Origin of the sequence: Tsukamurella sputi (genome assembly GCF_007858445.1) — a bacterium.
GTDB lineage: Bacteria > Actinomycetota > Actinomycetes > Mycobacteriales > Mycobacteriaceae > Tsukamurella > Tsukamurella sputi.
In genome coordinates, this window is sequence record NZ_VIGV01000001.1 from 217,984 (window position 1) to 240,684 (window position 22,701).

Consider the following 22,701-nt stretch of genomic DNA (forward strand, 5'->3'; position numbering starts at 1 on the left):
TCCGAAGCTGGAGCACGATTGCGAACGCAACCGTTGCCAGGTTACGTCAGTAACGACGGGCGGAGTACACCGACATCTCGTTGAGCGGGCTCACCTTGACGGGGATGCCGTAGTTCACCGAGTGGACGACCTTGCCGTTGCCGATGTACAGCGCGGCGTGGCTGCCACCGTTGTAGATCACGATGTCGCCCGGCTGCAGGTCGGAGATCGGGACCGAGCGGCCTCCGCCGAGCTGGCCGTAGCTGTCGCGCGGCACGGAGATGCCCGCCTGCTTCATGGACCAGTACACGAGGCCGGAGCAGTCGAACGAGTTCGGGCCGGCCGAGCCGTACGAGTAGGGCAGGCCGGTACGCGACAGGGCGGCCTGCACGACCTTCGCCTTCGCACCGCCGGGCTGCACGCCGGCGACGGAGGTGACGCCCGGCTTCGGGGCGATGGCGACGTCGCTCACGACGTTCGGGCGCGCGGTGGTGTTGCGAGAGGCGATCGTCTGCGCGGGCTTCGCCGCCGGATCGGCCTTCACCGCGGGGTTCGCGGCGGGCGCAGGGGCGGGCTTCGCCTGCGGCGAGACAGGCGCCGGCGCAGCGGGGGCAGGCGCTGCGAAAGCGGCGGCGGGGACCGCGAGGGTACCGATGGTCACGGCGCCTGCTGCGAGGGCACCACGAGCGGCGGTGGCACCCCGGCTGGGCTGCGGCTGAATTCGGTGTTTCGCCACGAAGCGATTCTCCTAGTTTTCTTCCCGACCGCCGACCGAGTTAGCTGACGGGTTCGGGCGAGGAAGATGCCCTACCCCGGAGGCCTGAGCCTCCGGCGATTCACCCCGGATAACGCGTGTGGGTCCCCGGTGAGGCCTCGCGGCCTCTTAGGCGGTGACCGAGGGAGACGGGGCGGCTTTCGCCCCGGGCACCTCCGCAAGGTCTCAGAAAGATTACGAAACGGAAACGCGCCTGTCTAGCCGGACGCGCCGGTGTCGAGGCGAGAACCTGCGGCCAGGCCCGTTCAGCCCGCTCGTTTCGCCTGGTCAGAGACTACGCGCAGGCGAGGCAACATTCCTTCGTTCGCGAATGCCGCGATCGCGTCACTCAGGCCCGGATCCGCCGTGACCATCGAGTCACCCGTGACCCCTGCCGGCGTCGGTGCATCAGCGGGCGCGGGCGCGGCGACGACCACCGGGCCGAGAAGGAAGCCCACGGAGCAGTCGCCACAGGCGCGGGGCTTGGCGGGGCAGGTGGAGCAATCGACGTGCAGTGCCATGGCGGCATCCCTTCGTTGTCGGTCTCGATACCGGCGACGCTAGGTGTGACGACCGACAAGTTTCGCGCGCCCGTTCGGACGGCGGAAACCTGTCGGTGGGGTGTTCTACGGTCGCGCCATGCAGCTCAGCCTGGACGATTGTGAGACGGGCACCGTCGATCCGCCCCTGCGAGAGGTGACCTTCGTCGTGGTCGACCTGGAGACCACCGGGGGCTCCCCCAAAGGCGGTGACGCGATCACCGAGATCGGCGCCGTGAAGGTGCGCGGCGGGGAGGTCCTCGGCGAGTTCGCCACGCTGGTCGATCCCGGCTGCGGGATCTCGCCGCACATCACCCACCTCACCGGCATCACCACCGCAATGGTCACCGGCGCACCCCGGATCGAGTCGGTGCTCCCCTCGTTCCTCGAGTTCGCGCACGGCGCCGTCCTGGTGGCGCACAACGCCCGGTTCGACCTGGGCTTCCTCAAGGCAGCCTCCGCACAGACCGGCACTCCCTGGCCCAAGCCCGCATCGCTGTGCACCGTCCAGCTGGCACGGCGGGTCCTCACCCGGGACGAGGCCCCGTCGGTGAAGCTCAGCGAGCTCGCACGGCTGTTCCGCACCGAGACCACGCCCAACCACCGGGCACTCGACGACGCCCGGGCCACCGTCGAAGTGCTGCACGGGTTGATCGCGCGGGTGGGCAACCAGGGCATCCACACCCTGGGCGAGCTGCGCGGCCACCTGCCCTCGGTCACACCGCAGCAGCGCGCCAAACGTTCTCTCGCGGATCCGCTACCGGAGCGGCCGGGCGTCTACCTCTTCCGCGGTCCGGGGAACGAGGTCCTCTACGTGGGCACGTCGGGCAACCTGCGCCGCCGGGTGCGCAACTACTTCACCTCCGGGGAGACGCGGGGCCGCATCAAAGAGATGGTGGGGCTCGCGGAGCGGGTGGACCACGTCGAGTGCGCGCACGCGTTGGAGGCCGCGGCGCGGGAGCTGCGGCTCATCGCGGCGCACACTCCCCCGTACAACCGTCGATCGAAGTACCCCAAGCGCGGCTGGTGGATCCACCTGACGACGGAGGCCTTTCCCCGACTCGCGGTGCGCCGCGCGGCGCCGCCGGGCGCGCCCTGCATCGGACCGGTGCGTTCGCGGACCGATGCCGCGGATCTGGCCGATCTGCTCGCCGAGGCGTGCGGGCTGCGCACGTGCACCACCCGCCTCCGGGCCGGGGCGGTCCACACGTGCGCCCTGGGGCCCGACGGTGCGCGTCCCCTCGGCGGGTGCCACGCCTCTGTCGCCGCACCCGAACCCGCCGCGCTGTACCGCCCGCGCGCCGAGCTGACGGCGGCCGCCCTCACCGGCCGCTCCTCGGAGGTCTTCGACGCACTGGAATCCCGGCTCGCGGCGCTCGCGGAACGCGAGTTCTTCGAGTCCGCGGCGCGGCTGCGCGACCGGACCGCCCGACTGGTGGACGCGGTGGCCCGCTCGCACGCACTGGTCGCCTTCGCGGAGGTACCGGAGTTGTCGATCGCGCACCCCGACGGCCGCGGGGGCTGGGAGCTGTCGATCGTGCGGCACGGTCGTCTCGCAGCCGCGGGCGTCGCGCCGCGTGGGGTGCCGCCGATGCCGGTCTTCGACCGCCTGCGCTCGGCCGCGGAATCGGTGTACGAGGCCGGCGGAGATCCGCTGGCGGCGCCCGACGTCCCCGACACCCTCTTCCCGGCCGACTCGCTGCACGGGGCCAGCCCCGAGGAGGCGGCGTTGCTCCGCCGCTGGGCGCTGCGCCCGGGAACCCGCATCGTGGACGTCCAGGGCACGTGGGGCGAGCCGCTCCACGGCGCGGGGCGGTGGTCCGAGTGGGCCGAGCGCGCGTCCGAAGCGGGTCGCGACGCCCGAGCGGCGGCAGCGCATCCGCGCGGGGCCACGAGGCAATACAGTGAGGAGGCCACGCATGCCGCGTGAGCGGAAGGCAACCGAAAGGCCGCGTACGTGATCACTGCGATCGTCCTCATCAGCGCCGACGTGCACCGCATCCCCGAGACCGCGCAGGCCGTCGCGAACATCGAAGGCGTGACCGAGGTGTACTCCTGCGCGGGTGACATCGACCTGGTCGCCAAGGTGCGGGTGCGCGAGCACGATCAGATCGCCGAGGTCGTCACCGAGAAGATCAACCGCCTCGACGGGGTGGTGAACACCTCCACCCACATCGCCTTCCGCGAGTACGCCTCGGCGGACGTCGACGCGGGTTTCGACATCGGGAACTGAGCGCCTACTCGCGGTTGATGATCTCCAGCAGCTCCGGCGGCGGGGTGACGTTCAGCGCGTCGTCGGCGATGCTGCTGATCTGCGTCACAGCGCCGTCGCGCCAGTAGTAGACGTTCGGCGACACCGGGCCCACCCCGTCGGAGTAGCCGTTGGCGGTGAACACCGGCAGCAGCATGAGGCCGCCCAGAGCACTCGCCGCGTCCGAGCAGGCCGCGAAGGCCAGCTGATTGCGGAAGGGCACGCCGAACAGCACGCCACCGCGCAGGTCGATGCCCGGCACCCATCGCGGCAGCAGCTCGGACAGCAGTAGAGCGCCGCTGGCCGTGTAGACGGATTCGCTGAGGGCGCACCGGATCCGGTGCCCGTCGTGCTCCACGGTCTCGATGCGCACCGCGGCGGTCTCGGTGAGTTCGCGGAACAGGTTCCCACGCGCCCGGTCGTACCAGGGACCGAGCGGCGCCAGGTTCCGAACGGAACCGTCGCCCAGCATGCTGACCCGGTCCGGGTAGTCGACGGCGAGCACCTCCGCCACCCCGGGCTGCCACTGCGGCGCGTAGTCGAAGGTCAAGCGCGGGTCACCTGCGGTCACGTCGAGCAGCCGCGCGATCACGCGCGCACGCAGCTCCTCGTCGGTCGGCTCGCCGTCGCCGGGCCGCAGCAGCGCCGCCAGATGCTCCCGCACCACCGGGTCCCACTGCGCACCGTCGACCCCGCGGACCTTCCGCATCAGGTTGTCGAGACCCAGCGTGCACCCGTCGGCCGTCCGGAGGTGATCGCCGAGGACCTGCGCCTCGAACCCCTTCTCGGCCAGCACCGTCCGGGTGAGCGACCGCAACCGATCGGCGTCGCGGATCGTCAGCAGGTCCAGGTACGGATCCGGCTGGTCCTCGACCGACTTCTTCCTCCCGAACAGGCCCATGCCGTCGAGAGTAGGCGCGAATCTCAGTAGCCGCTGTGGCTGACCTCCGCGGCCTCGACCTCGATACCGAAGTCGACGGCCTGCTGCACGATCTTCTGGGCGCGGGCCAGGCGCGGCAGGTCCGAACCGTCGGTGATCTTGCCGCCGGACTTCTCGAAGGCGTCGATGAAGCCGTGTGCCCAGGCCACCTCCGACTCGCTGGGGCTGAGACCGGCGTTGATGACACCGGCGTGCTCGGGAGTCAGGCACAGCTTGCCGGACATGCCCATCTCCTTGGCCAGGGAGGTACCGGTGGGCAGGTGGGCGATGTTCAGCGTCGGGCCGTCGATGGGCGCGGGCAATCGGGCCGCCCGCGAGGCGATGACCAGCTGCGAGCGCGCGTAGGCCAGGGCGATCGGGTCCTCACCGACGGCGGTGTCGCGCTTGAAGTCACCGGTACCGAAGGCGATCCGGAAGGTCGACGGTGCCGACGCGATCCGCTCCACGTTCTGCATGCCGCGGGCCGTTTCGACGAGCGCGAGGATCCGCGTCCCGTCGGGCAACCGGTCCGCGGTGTCGTCGAGATGGCTCGATCCCTCGGACTTCGCCAGCATCACGCCCTCGAGCCCGGCGCACTGCTTGAGCGCGGCGCAGTCGGCGCTCCAGTACTCGCTCGCCGCGTCGTTGATGCGCACCCAGGCGCGATGGCCCGTCGACAACCATTCGACGGTGTCCGCCCGCGCCTGTTCCTTGTCCTTGGCGGCGACGGCGTCCTCGAGGTCGATGATCACGGCGTCGGCCTCACTGGCCTGCGCCACGGCGAAGGACTCGGGATGGGAGGCCGGCACGAGGAGCCAGGAACGAGCGATCTGCGGGGAGACGGTGCGCTTACTCACGCCGTCCAGGTTAGGCCCGTGGAACACGGAATTCCGCGGAATGGAATTTTGTGCGTTGTGTTCGCGGGCACTCAGTCGGAGATGTCGGCGACGGTCGCGCCGTACGCCGCGATCAGCGCGTCCGCGTCGACGATCGCGCTGTACCCGTGCGCGCCGGAACCCAGGGCCACCCTCGCTCCGACGATCCGCTCGTCGGCGTACACCGGCCAGTCGCCGAGCGCCCCGACGGGCGTGATCGTGCCCCGCTCGTAGCCCGTCGCCTCGAGCGCCTCATCGGCCGGCGGCATCGCGAGCCGGTTCACGCCGACGACCGCCCGCAGTTTCGGCCAGGCGATCGACCGGTCACCCGGCACCAGCGCGAACAGGTAATCGCCCTCGCCCCGGCGCACGACCAGGGACTTCACCAGCTGCGACGGTGGCAGTTCCATCAGCGCCGCGGCCTCCTCGAGACTGCGGGCGGCGGGACGCGCGCGCACGGTCACCGTCAGGCCGCGGGCTGCGGCGTCGGCGCGCATCCGCTCGAGCCCCGCGTCGCTCACGATCCCGCGATCTCCTGCGACAGCGCGACCCACCGGTCGAGCAGCCCCGCCGCGGCACCCGAGTCCACAGCCTCCGCGACCCGCGGCAGGTGCGCGGCGAGCGCGTCCTGCACCGTCTCCCCCGCCACCAGGCCCTCGTACGCCGCGACGGCGCCGGCCGAGTTCAGCAGCACCGCATCACGGACCGGACCGGACTCGCCGGCCAGGAAGGCGCGGGCGATCGCGGCGTTGACCGTCGCGTCGCCGCCCCGCAGATCCTCGAGCGCGACGCGCGCGAGTCCGAGCTCGCGCGGATCGACGGATTCGACACCCACCCCGTCCTCCTGGACGCGCCAGACCGTCGACGTCGAGGTGGTGGTGAGCTCGTCGAGACCGTCGTCTCCGCGGACGACGATCACGTGGTCCTGGCCGCCGCGATCGGCGAAGGCCTGCGCGACGACCGGGGCGAGGTCCGCGAAGGCGCAGCCGATGAGGCCGGCCGTCGGCCGCCCCGGGTTGGTCAGCGGTCCGAGCACGTTGAAGACCGTCGGGATGCCGATCTCCTTGCGGGTGGCGCCGGCGAAGCGCAGGCCCGAGTGGAAGACGGAGGCGAGGCAGAAGCCGATGCCCAACTCGGTGGTGGTGCGCGCGACGCCGTCGGCGTTCAGGCCGATGGCCACCCCGAGCGCCTCGAGGCAGTCCGCACCGCCCGACTTCGACGACGCCGCCCGATTGCCGTGTTTGAGCACGGGGACGCCCGCCGCCGCGACGACGATCGAGCTCATGGTCGAGATGTTCACCGAGTGCGACCGGTCGCCGCCCGTGCCGACGATGTCCACGGCGCGGGCGTCGAAGGGCACGCGGGTCGTCAGCGACAGCATCACATCGGCCAGCGCCCGGACCTCGACCGGCGACGGTCCCTTCATCTTCATGGCCACGCCGAACGCCGAGATCTGCGACGGGGTGGCCGCGTCGCTCATGATCTCTGACATCGCCCACCGCGCCTGCTCCGCGCTCAGATCGCGCTGGGAGGTGAGCTCGGTGAGAACCGTCGGCCAATCCATGGCCGCCACTGTAATCGGGACGGTCAAGGAGAAATCTGCAGCACCTGCCACAACACGGCCCGGCCGCCGTGCCGGGCGGTGACGCCCGCCATCCGTGAACGCTCCTGCGAGACGTGCAGCGCGTCGACCTGCTGCACGCGCGCCACGACCACCGTCTCCAGCCCCTCCGCGGGCCCGCCGGCGGGCGCGGCACCGTCGGGCATCCGCTCGTACCTGTCCTGCGCGACGAGCCGCAGCACCTCGTCGACTTCGCCGGGCGGCACCTCGAGCACGTGCAGCAGCACGCTCTGCGCCTCGGGGTCGAAGCTCGCGGACGCGTCCAGGACCGCCGACGACGCGGCCGCGTCGTCGGCGGATTGGGCCACGGGAACCAAATCGGGGTGCCCGGGCGTTAACTCTTCGACGGTGCGTGCGGAGAGGCGGTTCAGCAGACGGCCCAGACGGGTCCGCTGCTCGGGTCTGCCGTTGAGGTCGTAGGGCAAGGTCCGCCTTATCTGCCGATGCCGATCAGGTCGTTGACGTGGTGTTTCGATCCTTCCCGCGGGAGGCCTTCGGCCCGCCCGCGATATTCGACGCGCCCAATCTGCGACCCGGGTAGGCATTCGATACTACGACCGGTCATACTTGCGAGGTGACTAGCGCCGCACCGACCTCAGCTACAGCCATCACCCAGCGCGTGCACTCACTCAACCGGCCCAACATGGTCAGCGTCGGGACCATCGTCTGGCTGTCGAGCGAGCTCATGTTCTTCGCCGGGCTCTTCGCCATGTACTTCGTGGCGCGAGCCGGTGCTGGGGAGAACGGATGGCCCCCCGCCGATGTGAACATCAGCCTGGCCGCGGCCCTGCCGCCGACCATCGTGCTGATCGCCTCGTCGGTCACCTGCCAGCTGGGCGTGTTCGCCGCCGAGAAGGGCGACGTCTTCAAGTTCCGCATCTGGTACTTGATCTCGCTGATCATGGGCGCCGCGTTCATCGCCGGCCAGCTGCATGAGTACTACACGCTGATCGGCGAGGGCCTGACCCTCAGCTCGTCGGTGTACGGCTCGGTCTTCTACATGGCCACCGGCTTCCACGGCCTGCACGTGATGGGTGGCCTCGTGGCCTTCATCTTCATCCTGGCCCGCAGCCGCGCCTCGAAGTTCACGCCCGCCCAGGCGACCTCGGCGATCGTCGTCAGCTACTACTGGCACTTCGTCGACGTGGTGTGGATCGGCCTCTTCGCCGTCATTTACATCATTCGCTAAAGACGTTTATCTCAGTCGCCATCACAGAGGGATAGCAGATGAGTTCAGCCAACTTTGAGCCCGCCGGCGAGGGAGGCGAGCCCGACGGTGCCGGGCGCGCGCCCGTCGTCTCGGCCCAGAAGGCCCGGAAGCAGCGCAAGCTCCGCCGCAAGTTCGCGAGTGCCGCACTGCTGGTCGGAGGCCTGCTCGCAGCCGGTGGTGTCGCCACCATCGCCAGCCCCACCCCGCAGGTCGCCATCGCGGACGACTTCGACGCCGCGCAGGTGCAGACCGGCAAGCGCCTGTACGAGACCTCGTGCATCAGCTGCCACGGCGCCAGCCTCGAGGGCGTCAAGGACCGCGGTCCCAGCCTCGTCGGCGTCGGTGACTCCGCGGTGTACTTCCAGGTGCATTCGGGCCGCATGCCCGCGACCATCAACTCGTCGCAGATCGTGCGCAAGCCCGCCAAGTTCGACGCGAAGCAGATCGACGCCATGGGCGCGTACATCCAGTCGATCGGCGGCGGACCGTCGATCGTGTGGGAGTACAACGCCGATGGCTCGATCAAGCGGAACGAGAACGGCGATCGCGTGATCGCGCAGGCCTCGCTGCGCGGCAAGAACCTCGGCGCCGGCGCCGAGCTCTTCCGCCTGAACTGCGCCTCGTGCCACAACTTCACCGGCCGGGGCGGCGCCCTGTCCGGCGGTAAGTTCGCGCCGCCGCTGGATCCCGCCAACGAGCAGGAGATCTACGCCGCGATGCTGACCGGCCCGCAGAACATGCCCAAGTTCTCGGACCGCGCACTGTCGCCCGAGGAGAAGAAGAACATCATCGGCTTCATCAAGAACGCCGGCGAGACGCAGTCGCCCGGTGGCAACGGCCTCGGCGGGTTCGGCCCCGCGGCCGAGGGCATGGTGATGTGGTTCGTCGGGATCGTCGCCGTCGTCGGCGCCGCGATGTGGGTTGGGAGTAGGAATTGAGCGCCAAGCCGTTGAACAACGTCCCGTCGGACGACGAACTGGACAACCTCTCGCAGGACGAACTGGTCAAGCTCGGAACCAACCTCGACGGTGTCGAGCTGGTCTACCGCGAGCCCCGCTTCCCCGTGCCGGGCACCCGCGCGGAGAAGCGCGCCGAGCGCACCGTCGCACTGTGGTTCGTGCTCGCCGGCCTGTTCGGCGCCGCCCTGCTCGGCGTCTTCCTGTTCTGGCCGTGGAAGTACCAGGGCATCGATGACGAGCACTACTGGTGGTACACGCTGTACACCCCGATGCTCGGCATCACCTTCGGCTTCGCGCTGCTCTGCGTCTTCGCCGGCGTCGTGCAGTACACGAAGAAGTTCATCCCCGAGGAGATCGCCGTCCAGCAGCGGCACGACGCGGGCGGCTCGTCCAAGCTGGACAAGATGACCACCGCGGCGCAGTTCAAGGACGCGCTGGAGTCCTCCACCCTCCCCCGCCGCAAGATGATCCTGGCGTCCGCCGGGTTCGGCGTGGGCGTGCTCGGTCTGGGCGCGGCCGCGGGCTTCATCGGCGGCCTGGTCAAGAACCCGTGGGCCAAGCGTGAGGCCTCGCCTCTCTGGCACACCGGCTGGTCGCCGTACTGGAACTCGCTCGAGAACGATTTCTCCAACGAGCTCAACCACGAGCCCGTCTTCCTGCGCAGCGACGTGGGTGACCCGTACAAGGTCAAGCTCGTCAAGGCCGAGGATCTCGACGCCGGCGGCATGATGACGGTCTTCCCGTGGCGTGCCTCGGACGGCTTCGGCGAGACCGAGGAGTCGCGCCTCAAGCTGCTCCACGGCCTCAAGGGCATCCGCAACCCCGTCATGCTGATCCGCCTGCGCCCGGAGGACGGCGTCCGCGCCATCAAGCGGCAGGGCCAGGAGAGCTTCAACTACGGCGATTACTGGGCCTACACCAAGGTCTGCAGCCACTTCGGCTGCCCCACGTCGCTGTACGAGCAGCAGACCAACCGCATCCTCTGCCCCTGCCACCAGTCGCAGTTCAACGCGCTCGAGTACGGCAAGCCGATCTTCGGCCCCGCCGCCCGCGCGCTCGCGCAGCTGCCGATCTCGGTCAACGAGCAGGGCTACATGGTCGCCGCCGGCGACTTCATCGAACAGGTCGGACCGGCCTTCTGGGAGGCGACGCACTGATGACGACACTCGGCGAGCGCGTCGGACAGCAGGCCAACGAGGTGGACTCGCGTTACCACCTCGCTGCCGGAATCCGCCGCCAGATCAACAAGGTCTTCCCCACGCACTGGTCGTTCATGCTGGGCGAGGTCGCGCTCTACAGCTTCGTGATCCTCCTGCTGTCGGGTGTCTACCTCACTCTGTTCTTCGACCCGTCGATGGCGGAGGTCCACTACGAGGGCGCGTACGAGCCGCTGCACGGCGTCGCCATGTCGCGCGCCTACGCCACCACCCTGGACATCTCGTTCGAGGTGCGCGGCGGCCTGTTCGTCCGCCAGATCCACCACTGGGCGGCACTGATGTTCGCCGCGTCGATCATCATCCACATGGCCCGCATCTTCTTCACCGGTGCGTTCCGGCGCCCGCGCGAGGCCAACTGGGTCATCGGCTGCGCCCTGCTGCTGCTGGCGATGTTCGAGGGCTTCTTCGGATACTCGATCCCGGACGACCTGCTCTCCGGCACCGGCGTCCGCGCCGCGATGTCCGGCATCGTGGTCGGCCTGCCGGTCGTGGGCACCTGGGTGCACTGGGCGCTGTTCGGCGGGGACTTCCCCGGCGAGCTGCTCATCCCCCGCCTGTACGTGCTGCACATCCTGCTCTTCCCCGGCATCATCCTCGCGCTCATCGCGGGTCACCTGGCGCTGGTCTGGTACCAGAAGCACACCCAGTTCGCCGGCCCCGGCCGTACCGAGGAGAACGTGGTGGGTGTGCGCATCCTCCCCGTCTTCGCAGTGAAGGCCGGCTCGTACTTCGCCGCCACCTTCGGCATCATCGCCCTGATGGCCGGCATCTTCACGATCAACCCGGTGTGGGTGATCGGCCCGTACGATCCGGCGAAGGTCTCGGCGGGTTCGCAGCCCGACATCTACATGATGTGGACGGACGGCCTGGCCCGACTGTGGCCCGCGTGGGAGCTGTACTTCTGGGGCCACACGGTCCCCGGTGCCGCCTTCGTCGCGCTGATCGTCGGCCTCATCATCACGATGATGTTCATCTACCCGTGGCTCGAGAAGAAGCTGACCGGCGACGACGCGCACCACAACATCCTGCAGCGTCCCCGTGACGTGCCGGTGCGGACCGCGATCGGTGCCATGGCGCTGACGTTCTACATCCTGCTGACGCTGGCCTGCGTGAACGACATCATCGCGCTGAAGTTCCACATCTCGCTGAACGCGACCACGTGGCTCTTCCGCATCGGTCTCGTGGTGGCGCCCCCGGTCGCCTACTGGCTGACCTACCGCTTCTGCATCGGCCTGCAGCGCGCCGATCGCGCGGTGCTGGAGCACGGCATCGAGACCGGCGTCATCGTCCGGCGCCCGAACGGTGAGTTCATCGAGCTCCATCAGCCGCTCGGCCCGGTCGACGAGCACGGTCACGCCGTCCCCCTCGAGTACGAGGGCGCCGCGGTGCCGACCAAGGCCAACCAGCTCGGTGCTGCCGGCAAGCCCGGCACGGGTTCGTTCCTCCGGGCCGACCCGGCCGACGAGCAGCGCGGGAACGCCGAGCGCGATCACGCCGGCGAGCTCAAGGCGCTCGAGGCCCTCAAGAAGGTCCAGGACAACGGCGGCAAGATCGACGTCGACTAGCTCCTGACGCAACGCCACTGCGGCCCCTCCCCTACCCCGGGGAGGGGCCGCAGTCGTTTCCGGGTCCGACGGTCCGCCGTCGACGCGCCTGGGCGGTCACGCCCGGTCTGCGCACACCACGCGGGAGTGCGCACGCCCCGCAGGTATCCGCGGAAGCTACGCGCCTGTGCGCACGCCCCACGTCCGCACGGGCGCGCCACGTGCGCGTACGCCACGCGCGAGTGGACGCCACGCGCGAGTGGACGGCACGTGTGCGTGACTACGGGTCAGGGGTGACGGACACCGTCGAACCGGGCGAAGCGGCGGCACCGAGTGCCGTGCCCGGGTCAGGCGAGGCGCAGGCGCATCAGGTAGCTGCTCTGCCCGACGGGCGCACCGGGCTCACCGAGGCAGACCTCGTGCCAGGCCCCGTCGACGGCACTCAGCCCGCGCTCGCGCAGCTGGACGTCGAATGCCTTCGCGGTGGGCGTCAGGGCGGCCGACCAGCGACCGTCGACGCGCGTCTGCAGGTACGACGAGGCCGGCAGCTCCACGCAGCGCACCCGGGCGAGACTCACTCCCCTACTGACCTCGAGCTGCTCGAGGACGTCACCGACCTCGGCGTCGTCGATCCAGGCGGGCCGGCGCAGCAGCAGGGTCCACCGGGCACCGTCGGTGTCGTGCGGCGTCACGTCGCCGCGGAGCCGCTCGAGCGGGGGCATGCTGAAGTCGCTGCGCACCGCGTCGTCCGTTCCCGGAGTACCGCGCCGTGACAGTGCCTTGTTGCGCACCTTGACGCCGTACGCGGCCGCGTACAGGGCCTCTGCAGCCGCCCGGAAGTCGTCGGAGGTGCGAGGGCTGCCGTGCGTATCGACGGCGAGGTAGGCGCGCTCAGGCACGTCGACGACGCCGATGTGGCCGACGGTGCCGTAGTCACCGCCGCCGTAGGCGTCCGGCTCGGCCGCGGTGAAGTCGAACTTGGCCTTGGGCGTGGTGACGGTGCCGCCCCGGCCACGCACCTCGTCGGCGGTGAGCTTGCGTACGGACAGCCCCGCTCTGGCCTGCGTCATGGGTGCATGTAACCAGGCCCGGACGTCCGGCTGGAGGCGTCGTGGTGAACACCGACGAAAGAGCGACGCCCGCCCCGGTGAACTGAGTTTCTCAGAACCGGGGCGGGCGTCGCTGTGAGACGATTGTCAGTGCTTCTCGGGACCCTTGTGGTACTCGAAGACGAGACCCCACGCGGCGCCCACGACGAGCAGGCCGCCGAAGAACCACAGCCAGTACAGCTGCAGGGCGACGGAGATGCCGACGACGGCGACCGACGCCGAGAGCAGGATGGGCCACCAGGAGTGCGGGCTGAAGAAGCCCAGCTCACCGGCACCGTCGGAGACCTCGGCGTCCTCGTAGTCCTCGGGGCGGGTGTCCACACGGTTCGAGACGAACCGGAAGTACGTGCCGATGATCAGCGTCAGGCCGCCGGTCAGGAACATGCCGACGACGCCGACCCACTCCACGGCGCCGTAGCCGTAGCCCGGACCCCAGATGGCGGTGACCACCGTGTAGAGGATGCCGGCGAGGAAGAAGAACGCGGTGAGGAACTCGAAGAGTTTCGCTTCGACCTTCATTGGGTTACTTCACCCCTTCTGCGTTGACGGGCTTGGTGCTCTCGCCCGACGGGGCGCGACCGGTACGGCGGGTGTCGAACGGGAAGGTGCTCGTGGAGACGCCCACCTCACCGATCGACTCGAGCGCGGCGGCGTTGTCCTTACCGGCCTGACGGGCCTGGATGTACTTGGTGAACTTGTCCATCGAGACCGCGCGGATCTCGAAGTTCATCATCGAGTGGTAGTCGCCGCACATCTCGGCACAACGGCCGACGAAGGCGCCCTCACGGTCGATGCTGGAGACCTGGAACTTGTTCTGCGTGTGGTTCTGCACGGGGTTCGGCATCACGTCGCGCTTGAAGGCGAACTGCGGGACGTAGAACGAGTGCACGACGTCGGCGGAGGCCAGATCGAACTGGATCCGGATGTCGTTGCCCTTCGCGTCCTTGCCGGACGGCAGCACGAGCACGGGGATCTCGGCCGAGGAGCCCTGCACCTCGACGGTGCTGAACTTCAGGTAGTCGCGGATCTCCTGGAAGCGGCCGTGGTTCGGGCCGCGCTCGGCCTGCTTGTGAACCTCGCCCTCCTCCTTCATCTTCGCGGCCTCTTCATTGAGCTTCGCGATGTCGGGCTGCTTGCCGTACGGGTTCTCCCGCTCGAGCTTGAGCTTGCTGCCGTCGGCCAGCGTGACCTCGCGGTAGGCGAAGCGCCAGTTCCACTGGAAGGCGGTCACGTCGACGGTGACGGCAGGGTTGTCCTCGAGCTTCTCGACCTTGGTCTGCACGACCACGGTGAAGTAGAAGAGCACGGCGATGATGAGGAACGGAACCGCGGTGTAGAGCAGCTCGAGCGGCACGTTGTACGCGGTCTGCCGCGGGAAATCGGGCGAGTCCGCCTTCTTCCGGTGGAACGTGATGGTCCAGAACGTGAGGGCCCACACCAGGACGCCCATGATCAGGGCGGCCACGACGGACCAGCTCCACAGCTGGGTCATGTCACGGGCCTCGGGGGTCACACCCTCGGGCCAACCGAAACGCATCACCTCGTCGGCCGAGCAGCCCGCCAGAGCGAACATGCCAGCGACGAGCCCGGCGGCCAGAACCAGGCGCTTACGCCAGGACGCGGCCCCACCGTGGGCGTTACTTCCGGGTGCCAATGTCGCGCCTTCCTGCTGAAACACGGTCAGTGCTACGGGGCCCGCTCCGGACCGTCTCCCCGTCCGGGAACTCACGGCCGGGGCTGCGCGTTCCCCTTGTACTACGCAGCGTAGACCAACGGGGCGGGGTACACGCTGCGGGGTCGGCAAATGGCGCGTCGTTTCGCATGCCCGGGGCACGGGCCTGCGCCGTTCCAGGTGAAGGCGCTCGTTCCGGCATACTGGTCAACCGTGTGTGGCCTCCTGGGATTCCTGTCTTCAGATCAGCGCGCGGGCGACGTCGTCGACGCGGTGACCGCCGCCGGCCGGTGCATGCGGCACCGCGGCCCGGACGAGTTCGGCCGCTCCTGGCACGACGAGGACCTGGCGCTCAGCTTCAACCGCCTCGCCTTCATCGACATCGAGCACGCCCATCAGCCGCTGCGCTGGGGGCCGCCGGAGAACCCGGACCGGTACGCGCTCACCTTCAACGGCGAGATCTACAACTACCTCGAGCTGCGCACGCGCCTCACCGAGGAGTTCGGCGTCGAGTTCCGCACCGAGGGCGACGGCGAGCCGATCGTCGCCGGGTTCCACCACTGGGGCATCGACGGTGTGCTCGCGCAGTTGCGCGGCATGTTCGCCTTCGCGCTGTGGGACACGGAGAAGCGCGAGCTGACCCTGGCCCGCGATCCGTTCGGCATCAAGCCCCTCTACGTGGCGACCGGTTCCCGGGGCACCGTCTTCTCCAGTGAGAAGAAGTCCGTGCTCGCGCTGGCCGACGAGGCCGGACTGCAGCCGGGTCTGGACGCCCGCGCCGTGCAGCACTACACGGTGCTCCAGTACGTGCCCGAGCCCGAATCCCTGCACCTGGGCATCCGCCGGCTCGAGTCGGGTTGCTACGCCACCCTCTCCCCCGGCGACCAGGTCGTCGGCAAGCGCTACTTCGAGCCCCGCTTCCCGGTGAAGCAGGTGACCGGTGGCCTGGAGTCCGCGGAAGCGAAGGCGATCTACCGGGACATCGCGGACGCCCTGCGTGATTCCGTGAAGATGCACATGCGCGCGGACGTCACCGTCGGATCCTTCCTCTCGGGCGGCATCGACTCGACGGCCGTCGCGGCGCTCGCCATCCAGCACAACCCGGATCTGATCACCATCACCACCGGATTCCAGCGCGAGGGCTACAGCGAGGTCGACGTGGCCGCGGAGTCGGCCGAGGCGATCGGCGCGCGCCACGTCATCAAGACGGTCTCCCCCGAGGAGTTCCGCGACGCGATCCCGGCCATCGTCTGGTACCTGGACGATCCGGTGGCCGATCCGTCGCTCGTCCCCCTGTACTACCTGGCCAAGGAGGCCCGCAAGCACGTCAAGGTGGTGCTGTCGGGCGAGGGCGCGGACGAGCTGTTCGGTGGCTACACCATCTACAAGGAGCCGCTCTCGCTCGCGCCCTTCGACAGGCTGCCCGCCTGGGCCCGGCGCACCGCCGGGAAGGTCGGCGACCGCATGCCCGAGGGCAAGCGTGGCAAGTCCCTGCTGCAGCGCGGCTCGCTGCCGCTCGAGGAGCGCTACTACGGCAACGCCCGCTCGTTCAACGACGCGCAGCTGCGCTCGGTGCTGCCCGGCTTCCGCGAGGACTGGACGCACACCGACGTCACCGCGCCGATCTACGCGAAGACGCAGGGCTGGGGCCCCGTCGAGCGGATGCAGCATCTGGACCAGTTCACCTGGCTCCGCGGCGACATCCTGGTCAAGGCCGACAAGATGACGATGGCCAATTCGCTCGAGCTGCGCGTGCCCTTCCTCGACAAGGAGGTCTTCCGCGTGGCGGAGAGCATCCCCGCCTCGCTGAAGCTGGCCGGGGGAACCTCGAAGTACGCGCTGCGACGCGCGCTCGAGGAGATCATCCCGCCGCACGTGCTGCACCGGAAGAAGCTCGGCTTCCCCGTGCCGCTGCGCCACTGGCTGGCCGGCCCGGAGCTCTACGACTGGGCACGGCAGACCATCGAGCAGTCGCAGACCGACGAGTGGATCGACCGGCGCGCGGTGCTCGCCATGCTCGACCAGCACAAGGCGAAGGCCCCCGAGGGCTGGCCGGGCGGCACCGATCATTCCCGACGGATCTGGACCGTCCTGGTGTTCATGGTCTGGCACGGCATCTTCGTCGAGGACCGCATCCACCCCGCCATCGAGGAGCCCGTCTACCCGGTGCGCCTGTAGCTCAGCGCAACAGGATGATCCACATCGCGGCGTAGTGACACAGCGCCGCGATCACGGTGGCGGCGTGGAAGAACTCGTGGTGCCCGAAGACGCCCGGCCAGGGGTTCGGCCAGCGGGTGGCGTAGAGCACCGCTCCCCCGCTGTACAGCACGCCTCCGATCGCGAGCAGGATCGCGGCGGCGACGCCGGCGCCGTGCACCAGATCACCGGCGACCGCGACGACCACCCAGCCGAGCGCGATGTAGAGGGGGACGCCCACCCAGCGGGGTGCGTGCGGCCACAGCAGCTTGAGCGCGACACCGGCCAGCGCCCCGCCCCAGACGACGGCGAGCACCCATCGCGCGACCGACGAGGGAAGTGCGATCACCGCGATCGGCGTGTAGCTGCCCGCGATGAAGACGAAGATCATGCAGTGATCGGCACGTTTCATCCAGATCCGCTGCGCATCGGTCCACCGACCGCGGTGATAGGCGGCACTGACGCCGAAGACGCCGAACACGGTGACCGCGTACACCAGCAGCGCGAACCCCGCGGCCGCGGAGTGCAGCAAGCCCGCCACCACGAGCGGGATGCCCAGCAGCACCGCGCCGAGCGCTCCGAACTGGTGGATCACGCCCCGCAGTCGCGGCTTGACCTCAGGAACCCCGGCGACCGTCATGCAACCTACGATACCGTAGGTTACTCGTCGGTAATCAGGAATGTGACCTACAGCGCGGCGAGGATCTCGCCGGCCGCGTCGACGCCGTAGGCCTCGGTGAGACGTTCCCGCGCATCGTCGGCGTCGTAGTCCCACGCCTGCGGCCCGACGGTCTCGAGCACCTTGACCGCCACGTAGGAACCGAGCTGACCGGCACGCTCGTAGGACAGGCCCGCATCGAGGCCGACCAGGAAGCCCGCCCGGAAGGCGTCACCGACGCCGGTGGGGTCGACGCGCCCGCGATCGGGCACGACGTCCACGTGGATCCGCTCGACGGTGCCGTCCGCGCCGTTGACGACGATCTCGGCCCCCTTCTCGGCGAGCGTGGTCACCCGCACCTCGACCATCGCGGTGAGCCGGTCGGCACTGACGCCCGTCTTCTGCTGCAGCAGACCCCACTCGTACTCGTTGGTGAAGAGGAACTTGGCACCCTCCACCAGTGCGCGGGCCTCCTCGCCGTTCAGGCGGGCGAGCTGCTGCGACGGATCGGCGGCGAACGGGATGCCGGCCTCCCGGCACTGGCTGCTGTGCAGCGCCATCGCGGCGGGATCGTTCGCGCCGATCACGACGAGCTCCAGGTCCCCGACGGTGCCGACGACGTCTGCGATCGCGATCTCCCGCGACTCGGCCATCGCTCCGGAGTAGAACGAGGCGATCTGCGCCATCTCCGAGTCGGTGGTGCACTGGAAGCGCGCGGTGTGCGCGGTCTGCGAGACGCGGACCGCGCGGGTGTCGACCCCGGCGTCCTCGAGCCAGGACCGGTAGCCCTCGTCGAAGTCCTTGCCCACGGCGCCCACGAGCACGGGCCGGCGGCCGAGCCGCGCCATGCCGAAGCTGATGTTCGCGCCCACACCACCGCGCTGCAGCACGAGCTCCTCGACGAGGAAGCTCAACGACACGTGCTCGAGGTGCTCGGCGAGCAGCTGCTCGGAGAACTTCCCCTCGAAACGCATCAGATGATCAGTGGCGATGGAGCCGGAAACGGCGATCGACACGGCAGAACCCCCTCGTGGTGCGGCAAACCTTCCTGGTCAGCCTACCCGCGAGAGGGTTCTGCGCGACGCTCAGGGCGTCAGTTGAACGAGTCGCCGCAGGCGCAGGAGCCCGTGGCATTGGGGTTATCGATGGTGAAACCCTGCTTCTCGATCGTGTCGACGAAGTCGATCTTCGCGCCGATCAGGAACGGAACGCTCATACGGTCGACGGACAGGTTCACGCCACCGAACTCGGAGACGACGTCACCGTCGAGAGTGCGATCGTCGAAGTAGAGCTGGTACCGCAGGCCGGCACATCCGCCCGGCTGCACCTCGATGCGCAGCGACAGGTCGTCGCGACCCTCCTGCTCCAGCAGCGCCTTCGCCTTCGAGGCGGCCGCATCGGTCAGCACCACACCGGTGGTCTCGGTCTCAGCAGTAGTCATAGGTTCTCCTCACACACGCGCGTCGGTGTCTGCTTCAACGGTACTCCCCCGTCGCGCATTCCCGGGAGTCCCGGTCCACCCGCGTCGTCGCGCACCCGGCGCGATCGAATACCCTGGACGACGTGAAACTCCCCTGGCAGAAGGCCGACGATTCGACCTCCGATGCGCCGGACTCCACGGCCGCCGATACCGCCGACGAGGCCGCGACGACGTCGCTCGCGAAGCCCACGCAGACCCCGGGCAAGGGCCGGCCCACGCCCAGCCGTCGCGAGGCCCAGGGCCGCAAGCGCGGCCCCGTCACCCCCGCTCCGATGACGCGGGCCGAGGCGCGCGCCCGCAAGAAGGAACTGCGCAACTCCATGAGCAAGGAGGAGCGCAAGGCGGCCGCCGCCGAACGGCGCACGCAGGCGAACGAGCGCCGCGAGCTCATGATGCAGGGCGACGAGCGCTACCTTCCCGCCCGTGACCAGGGCCCGGTGAAGGCCTACGTGCGCGACCTGGTCGATGCGAAGCGCCACGTCTCCACCATGTTCATTCCGCTCGCCGTCGCGGTGATGGTGTTCATGTTCGTCACCGTCAACATGCCGCAGCTGGCGGGCGTACCCATGCTGCTCCTGCTGGTCATGATCGCCGTGATGGCGATCGAGGGGATCCTCACCGGCCGCCGCGTCAACAACCGCGTCCGCGAGCGCTGGCCCGACACCACCGAGACCGGCTTCCGCCTCGGCTGGTACGCCTTCATGCGCACCACCCAGCTGCGCCGCATGCGGATCCCGCGGCCGCGGGTCAAGCCCGGCGACGCGGTCTAGCCCGTGGCGCTCACCCTCGTTCTGGGCGGGGTCCGCTCCGGGAAGTCCGCCCGCGCGGAACAGCTGATCGCCGGTGCCGGCCCCCTGGTCCGGTACGTCGCCACGGCACCCCGGCCCGACGGCGACCCCGACCTCGCCGCGCGCGTCGCCGCGCATCGCGATCGCCGCCCCACGTCGTGGTCGACCGTCGAGACGCAGGATCTGCGCGCGGTCCTGTCCGAGGGCTCGGCCCCGACGTTGGTCGACGACCTCGGCGGCTGGCTCGCCGCCCGTCTGGACGCGGCGGGGTGGGAGACCCCCGAGAGCGTGACCCCCGACCTCGACGGTCTCGTCGCCGCGGCGGCCGCCTACGCGGGCGAGCTCGTGCTCGTCAGCCCGGAGGTGGGCCTGTCGATCGTTCCCGCGACGCACGCGGGCCGCGTCTTCCAGGACCTGTTGGGCTCGCTCAACGCACGGCTCGCGGCGATCGCGGACCGGGTCGAGCTCGTCGTCGCGGGGATCCCCGTCCTGCTCGACGGTGCGCCCCTCCCGGGCACGGCCGCCCCCGCTTCCGCCCCGGCGAGCCTGGTCAAGGAGGTGCCCGACGTTCCCCCGGCACCCCCGATCGTGCTCCCGCCGTTCGAGCCGGGCGCCGACCCGCTGGCCTTCCCGCAGCTCTCCCCACCCGACCCCTTCGTCGCCCGCGCGGCCCGCGACCGACAGCTCGAGCTGACCAAGCCGGCCGGCTCGCTGGGCCGGATGGAGCAGCTCGGCGAGTGGGTCGCGGCGTGCCAGGGCGTGTGTCCTCCGCGGCAGTTCGAGCGTGCGCGGATCGTCGTCTTCGCCGGTGACCACGGCGTCGCATCGGGCGGCGTCTCGGCGTACCCCCCGGAGGTCACGGCGCAGATGGTCGCGAACTTCGCGGCCGGGGGCGCAGCGATCAACGTGCTGGCCGCGCAGGCCGGGGCGTCGGTCCGCATCGAGGACATCGCCGTCGCGGGTGACACCCGCGAGGAGCTGAGCCGCAACAAGATCCGCCGTTCGTCGGGCGACATCGCGACCACCGACGCGATGTCCGACGAGGAGACGATCGCCGCGATCGCGGCCGGCCGCCGCATCGCCGACGAGGAGGTCGACTCCGGCGCGGACCTGCTCATCGTCGGCGACATGGGCATCGGCAACACCACCCCCGCGGCCGTCCTGGTCGGCGCGCTCACGGAGACCGAGCCGGTGCTCGTGGTGGGCCGCGGCACCGGTATCGACGACAACGCCTGGATGCGCAAGGCGGCCGCCGTCCGTGACGCCATGTATCGGGCGCGCCCGCACACCGGCAACCCGAAGGCGCTCTTGCGCACCGTCGCCGGGGCCGACCTGGCGGCGATGGCCGGCTTCCTGGCGCAGGCCGCGGTGCGGCGCACGCCGGTGATCCTCGACGGCGTCGTCGTGACGGCCGCGGCCCTGGTGGCCAACGACCTCGCCCCGGGTGCGGTCGGCTGGTGGGTCGCCGGGCACCGCAGTCCGGAGCCCGCCCACTCCCTCGCGCTGAGGCGCCTCGACCTCGAGCCGCTGTTGGACCTGGGCCTGCGTCTCGGCGAGGGCAGCGGCGCCGCCCTCGCGCTCCCGCTGGTCCGGTCGGCCGTCGCCGTGCTCGGCGAGATGGCCACGTTCGAATCCGCCGGGGTGTCGCAGGTGTGAAGCACCTGGTCGCGACCGTCGCCTGGATGACGGTGCTGCCCGTGCCCGGCTCACTGCAGCCGAGCCCGGTCACCCGGGCCGACGGTGCGCGCATCATCGCCCTCGTGCCCCTCGCAGGCGCGCTCGTCGGCGCACTGGTCGGCGCGGTGGCGTGGTCGGCGCACGCCGCAGGATTACCGACGGTGCTCGTCGGCGCGCTCGCCGTCGGTGCCGCGGCGCTGCTGACGCGCGGCATGCACCTGGACGGCTTCGCGGACTGCGTGGACGGCCTCGGTAGCTACGGGCCGCCCGAGCGCGCGCGGGAGATCATGCGCCAGGGCACCGTCGGTCCGTTCGGCGCGGCCGCGCTCGTACTCCTGCTCATCGCGGAGTCCGCGGCCATCGGCGGTCTCGCGGACCGCGGTGCGTGGCTCGCGATCGGGCTCGCGGTGGGCGCGTCCCGGGTGGCGGCCGTCCTCGGGTGCCGACGGGGCTGGTCACCGTCGAACCCCGACGGCTTCGGCGCGCTGACGGCCGGCACCCAGGGACCGATCCCGCAGGCCGTGTGGGCGATACTCTCGCTCGCCGTGGCGGTTCCGGCCGTACCCGGGCTCCCCTGGCAGGGCCCGCTGGCGGTCGCCGTCGCGCTCCTCCTCGCCACCCTGACGATGCGCCACTGCGTGCGCCGATTCGGCGGGGTGAGCGGCGACGTCCTGGGCTTCGGCATCGAGATCTCCACCGTCGTCGCCCTGATCGGCGTCTGCGTCTCCTGAATCCTGCTCCGGACGTCCTGCGACTACCGCGGCCCAAGCGCCCGCCAAGGTCGCTCTCGCAGACTCGCCGCATGACCTACGACGATGCCGAATGGCACTCCGACACCATCGCCGAGTCGGACCTGCCCGAGGAGGCGGGGAGCACGCACATCGGGATGTATTACGCCTGGGCGCGGGCCCGGGAACTGGTCACCGGAACGCATCTGGAGCACGGCGTCGACGGCCAGGTGCCCGACGGCACGCTGCACCTGCTCGACGAGCGCGCCATGACGCCGGGCGCCTACGCGGAAACACACCTCGCAGGTCAGCTGGACGTGAGCGCCTTCACGCCGGAGGGCCAGGCGTTCACCGACTCCGCGTACGAGGCCTACCTGGGCGCCTACGGGCGGATCCCCGCGGTCGCATCGGCCGCGAACATGTACGCCGCGCCCGACACCTGGTTGCTCTACAACGCGGTCGAGCCGGTGCTCGACGAGTTGGACGCGCTGTGGCGGGCTCGCCGCTAGCCGAAACAGGTGCCAC

Annotated in this window: 24 protein-coding genes and 1 riboswitch; of the genes, 11 read left to right on the forward strand and 13 right to left on the reverse strand. The window is 70.1% G+C overall.

Annotated elements, in window-relative coordinates; translation table 11 throughout:
- Nucleotides 1-46: 46 nt before the first annotated feature.
- Complete coding sequence (locus FK268_RS01040; RefSeq protein WP_146430312.1) at nt 47-715, reverse strand: C40 family peptidase; 669 nt, start codon at nt 713-715, stop codon at nt 47-49.
- Nucleotides 716-729: 14 nt separating this feature from the next.
- Nucleotides 730-879: riboswitch (cyclic di-AMP (ydaO/yuaA leader) on the reverse strand.
- A 120-nt stretch (nt 880-999) separates the two neighbouring features.
- A complete protein-coding gene (locus tag FK268_RS01045; RefSeq protein ID WP_146430314.1) occupies nt 1,000-1,254 on the reverse strand; it encodes a hypothetical protein in 255 nt (84 codons plus the stop codon).
- A gap of 118 nt (nt 1,255-1,372) precedes the next feature.
- On the opposite strand from FK268_RS01045, the gene FK268_RS01050 reads away from it, so the two are divergent.
- Nucleotides 1,373-3,202, forward strand: a complete 1,830-nt coding sequence (locus FK268_RS01050) for a DEDD exonuclease domain-containing protein (protein ID WP_146430316.1) — start codon at nt 1,373-1,375, stop codon at nt 3,200-3,202.
- A gap of 27 nt (nt 3,203-3,229) precedes the next feature.
- The gene (locus FK268_RS01055) at nt 3,230-3,505 is read left to right on the forward strand and encodes an Lrp/AsnC family transcriptional regulator (RefSeq protein WP_146430318.1); all 276 of its coding nucleotides are present in this window, start codon (nt 3,230-3,232) and stop codon (nt 3,503-3,505) included.
- Nucleotides 3,506-3,509: 4 nt separating this feature from the next.
- On the opposite strand, the gene FK268_RS01060 is transcribed toward FK268_RS01055, so the two are convergent.
- From FK268_RS01060 to FK268_RS01080, 5 genes are all read right to left on the reverse strand, one after another.
- Entirely contained in the window at nt 3,510-4,424 is a 915-nt protein-coding gene (locus FK268_RS01060; protein WP_146430320.1) for a hypothetical protein, read from the reverse strand.
- A 23-nt stretch (nt 4,425-4,447) separates the two neighbouring features.
- A complete protein-coding gene (locus FK268_RS01065; protein WP_146430322.1) occupies nt 4,448-5,299 on the reverse strand; it encodes an HpcH/HpaI aldolase/citrate lyase family protein in 852 nt (283 codons plus the stop codon).
- Nucleotides 5,300-5,370: 71 nt separating this feature from the next.
- Nucleotides 5,371-5,838 (reverse strand): aminoacyl-tRNA deacylase, encoded by a 468-nt coding sequence (locus tag FK268_RS01070; protein WP_231706866.1) that lies wholly within the window; start codon nt 5,836-5,838, stop codon nt 5,371-5,373.
- Nucleotides 5,835-6,881 (reverse strand): anthranilate phosphoribosyltransferase, encoded by a 1,047-nt coding sequence (trpD, locus tag FK268_RS01075; RefSeq protein WP_146430324.1) that lies wholly within the window; start codon nt 6,879-6,881, stop codon nt 5,835-5,837. Before trpD ends, FK268_RS01070 begins: the two co-directional genes overlap by 4 nt.
- Nucleotides 6,882-6,904: 23 nt before the next feature.
- On the reverse strand, nt 6,905-7,363 hold the full coding sequence (locus FK268_RS01080; protein ID WP_231706867.1) for a hypothetical protein: 459 nt from the start codon (nt 7,361-7,363) through the stop codon (nt 6,905-6,907).
- A gap of 149 nt (nt 7,364-7,512) precedes the next feature.
- On the opposite strand from FK268_RS01080, the gene ctaE reads away from it, so the two are divergent.
- Genes ctaE through qcrB form a run of 4 tightly spaced genes read left to right on the forward strand, consistent with a single transcriptional unit; the run spans nt 7,513 to nt 11,889 of the window.
- Nucleotides 7,513-8,127: an aa3-type cytochrome oxidase subunit III gene (gene ctaE, locus FK268_RS01085; RefSeq protein ID WP_146430326.1), complete on the forward strand. Its 615-nt coding sequence runs from the start codon at nt 7,513-7,515 to the stop codon at nt 8,125-8,127.
- A 38-nt stretch (nt 8,128-8,165) separates the two neighbouring features.
- Entirely contained in the window at nt 8,166-9,086 is a 921-nt protein-coding gene (gene qcrC, locus FK268_RS01090; protein WP_146430328.1) for a cytochrome bc1 complex diheme cytochrome c subunit, read from the forward strand.
- The gene (qcrA, locus tag FK268_RS01095; protein WP_231706868.1) at nt 9,083-10,264 is read left to right on the forward strand and encodes a cytochrome bc1 complex Rieske iron-sulfur subunit; all 1,182 of its coding nucleotides are present in this window, start codon (nt 9,083-9,085) and stop codon (nt 10,262-10,264) included. The genes qcrC and qcrA overlap by 4 nt, the downstream gene beginning before the upstream one ends.
- On the forward strand, nt 10,264-11,889 hold the full coding sequence (qcrB, locus tag FK268_RS01100; RefSeq protein ID WP_146430330.1) for a cytochrome bc1 complex cytochrome b subunit: 1,626 nt from the start codon (nt 10,264-10,266) through the stop codon (nt 11,887-11,889). Before qcrA ends, qcrB begins: the two co-directional genes overlap by 1 nt.
- Before the next feature lie 326 nt (nt 11,890-12,215).
- Here the strand turns inward: qcrB and FK268_RS01105 are convergent, their stop codons facing one another.
- The 3 genes from FK268_RS01105 to ctaC form a co-directional block, all read right to left on the reverse strand.
- Nucleotides 12,216-12,938, reverse strand: coding sequence for a hypothetical protein (locus FK268_RS01105; RefSeq protein WP_146430331.1), 723 nt, complete (start codon nt 12,936-12,938; stop codon nt 12,216-12,218).
- Between the two features lie 126 nt (nt 12,939-13,064).
- Nucleotides 13,065-13,496: a cytochrome c oxidase subunit 4 gene (locus FK268_RS01110; protein WP_146430333.1), complete on the reverse strand. Its 432-nt coding sequence runs from the start codon at nt 13,494-13,496 to the stop codon at nt 13,065-13,067.
- A gap of 4 nt (nt 13,497-13,500) precedes the next feature.
- Nucleotides 13,501-14,631 (reverse strand): aa3-type cytochrome oxidase subunit II, encoded by a 1,131-nt coding sequence (gene ctaC / locus FK268_RS01115; protein ID WP_231706869.1) that lies wholly within the window; start codon nt 14,629-14,631, stop codon nt 13,501-13,503.
- A 231-nt stretch (nt 14,632-14,862) separates the two neighbouring features.
- Here ctaC and asnB point away from each other — a divergent pair, with 231 nt between their 5' ends.
- Entirely contained in the window at nt 14,863-16,827 is a 1,965-nt protein-coding gene (gene asnB, locus FK268_RS01120) for an asparagine synthase (glutamine-hydrolyzing) (protein ID WP_146430335.1), read from the forward strand.
- A 1-nt stretch (nt 16,828) separates the two neighbouring features.
- On the opposite strand, the gene trhA is transcribed toward asnB, so the two are convergent.
- From trhA to FK268_RS01135, 3 genes are all read right to left on the reverse strand, one after another.
- Complete coding sequence (gene trhA / locus FK268_RS01125) at nt 16,829-17,485, reverse strand: PAQR family membrane homeostasis protein TrhA (RefSeq protein WP_146430337.1); 657 nt, start codon at nt 17,483-17,485, stop codon at nt 16,829-16,831.
- Nucleotides 17,486-17,532: 47 nt separating this feature from the next.
- A complete protein-coding gene (locus FK268_RS01130; protein ID WP_146430339.1) occupies nt 17,533-18,519 on the reverse strand; it encodes a carbohydrate kinase family protein in 987 nt (328 codons plus the stop codon).
- Between the two features lie 77 nt (nt 18,520-18,596).
- The gene (locus tag FK268_RS01135) at nt 18,597-18,944 is read right to left on the reverse strand and encodes a HesB/IscA family protein (protein WP_146430341.1); all 348 of its coding nucleotides are present in this window, start codon (nt 18,942-18,944) and stop codon (nt 18,597-18,599) included.
- 122 nt (nt 18,945-19,066) lie between these two features.
- On the opposite strand from FK268_RS01135, the gene FK268_RS01140 reads away from it, so the two are divergent.
- From FK268_RS01140 to FK268_RS01155, 4 genes are all read left to right on the forward strand, one after another.
- Nucleotides 19,067-19,753, forward strand: coding sequence for a DUF3043 domain-containing protein (locus tag FK268_RS01140; protein WP_146430343.1), 687 nt, complete (start codon nt 19,067-19,069; stop codon nt 19,751-19,753).
- Nucleotides 19,754-19,756: 3 nt separating this feature from the next.
- Nucleotides 19,757-21,427 (forward strand): nicotinate-nucleotide--dimethylbenzimidazole phosphoribosyltransferase, encoded by a 1,671-nt coding sequence (gene cobT / locus FK268_RS01145; protein ID WP_146430345.1) that lies wholly within the window; start codon nt 19,757-19,759, stop codon nt 21,425-21,427.
- The gene (locus FK268_RS01150) at nt 21,424-22,179 is read left to right on the forward strand and encodes an adenosylcobinamide-GDP ribazoletransferase (protein ID WP_231706870.1); all 756 of its coding nucleotides are present in this window, start codon (nt 21,424-21,426) and stop codon (nt 22,177-22,179) included. Before cobT ends, FK268_RS01150 begins: the two co-directional genes overlap by 4 nt.
- Nucleotides 22,180-22,250: 71 nt before the next feature.
- Nucleotides 22,251-22,685, forward strand: a complete 435-nt coding sequence (locus FK268_RS01155) for a DUF7832 domain-containing protein (RefSeq protein WP_146430347.1) — start codon at nt 22,251-22,253, stop codon at nt 22,683-22,685.
- Nucleotides 22,686-22,701: the final 16 nt, after the last annotated feature.

What these genes read in the sequence shown, in the direction of transcription:
- FK268_RS01045 (WP_146430314.1), bottom strand. Translation starts at nt 1,254, where the DNA reads ATGGCACTGCACGTCGATTGCTCCACCTGCCCCGCCAAGCCCCGCGCC.
- FK268_RS01105 (WP_146430331.1), bottom strand. Translation starts at nt 12,938, where the DNA reads ATGACGCAGGCCAGAGCGGGGCTGTCCGTACGCAAGCTCACCGCCGAC.
- FK268_RS01135 (WP_146430341.1), bottom strand. Translation starts at nt 18,944, where the DNA reads ATGACTACTGCTGAGACCGAGACCACCGGTGTGGTGCTGACCGATGCG.
- trhA (WP_146430337.1), bottom strand. Translation starts at nt 17,485, where the DNA reads ATGACGGTCGCCGGGGTTCCTGAGGTCAAGCCGCGACTGCGGGGCGTG.
- FK268_RS01050 (WP_146430316.1), top strand. Translation starts at nt 1,373, where the DNA reads ATGCAGCTCAGCCTGGACGATTGTGAGACGGGCACCGTCGATCCGCCC.
- qcrC (WP_146430328.1), top strand. Translation starts at nt 8,166, where the DNA reads ATGAGTTCAGCCAACTTTGAGCCCGCCGGCGAGGGAGGCGAGCCCGAC.
- trpD (WP_146430324.1), bottom strand. Translation starts at nt 6,881, where the DNA reads ATGGATTGGCCGACGGTTCTCACCGAGCTCACCTCCCAGCGCGATCTG.
- FK268_RS01060 (WP_146430320.1), bottom strand. Translation starts at nt 4,424, where the DNA reads ATGGGCCTGTTCGGGAGGAAGAAGTCGGTCGAGGACCAGCCGGATCCG.
- qcrB (WP_146430330.1), top strand. Translation starts at nt 10,264, where the DNA reads ATGACGACACTCGGCGAGCGCGTCGGACAGCAGGCCAACGAGGTGGAC.
- FK268_RS01110 (WP_146430333.1), bottom strand. Translation starts at nt 13,496, where the DNA reads ATGAAGGTCGAAGCGAAACTCTTCGAGTTCCTCACCGCGTTCTTCTTC.
- FK268_RS01155 (WP_146430347.1), top strand. Translation starts at nt 22,251, where the DNA reads ATGACCTACGACGATGCCGAATGGCACTCCGACACCATCGCCGAGTCG.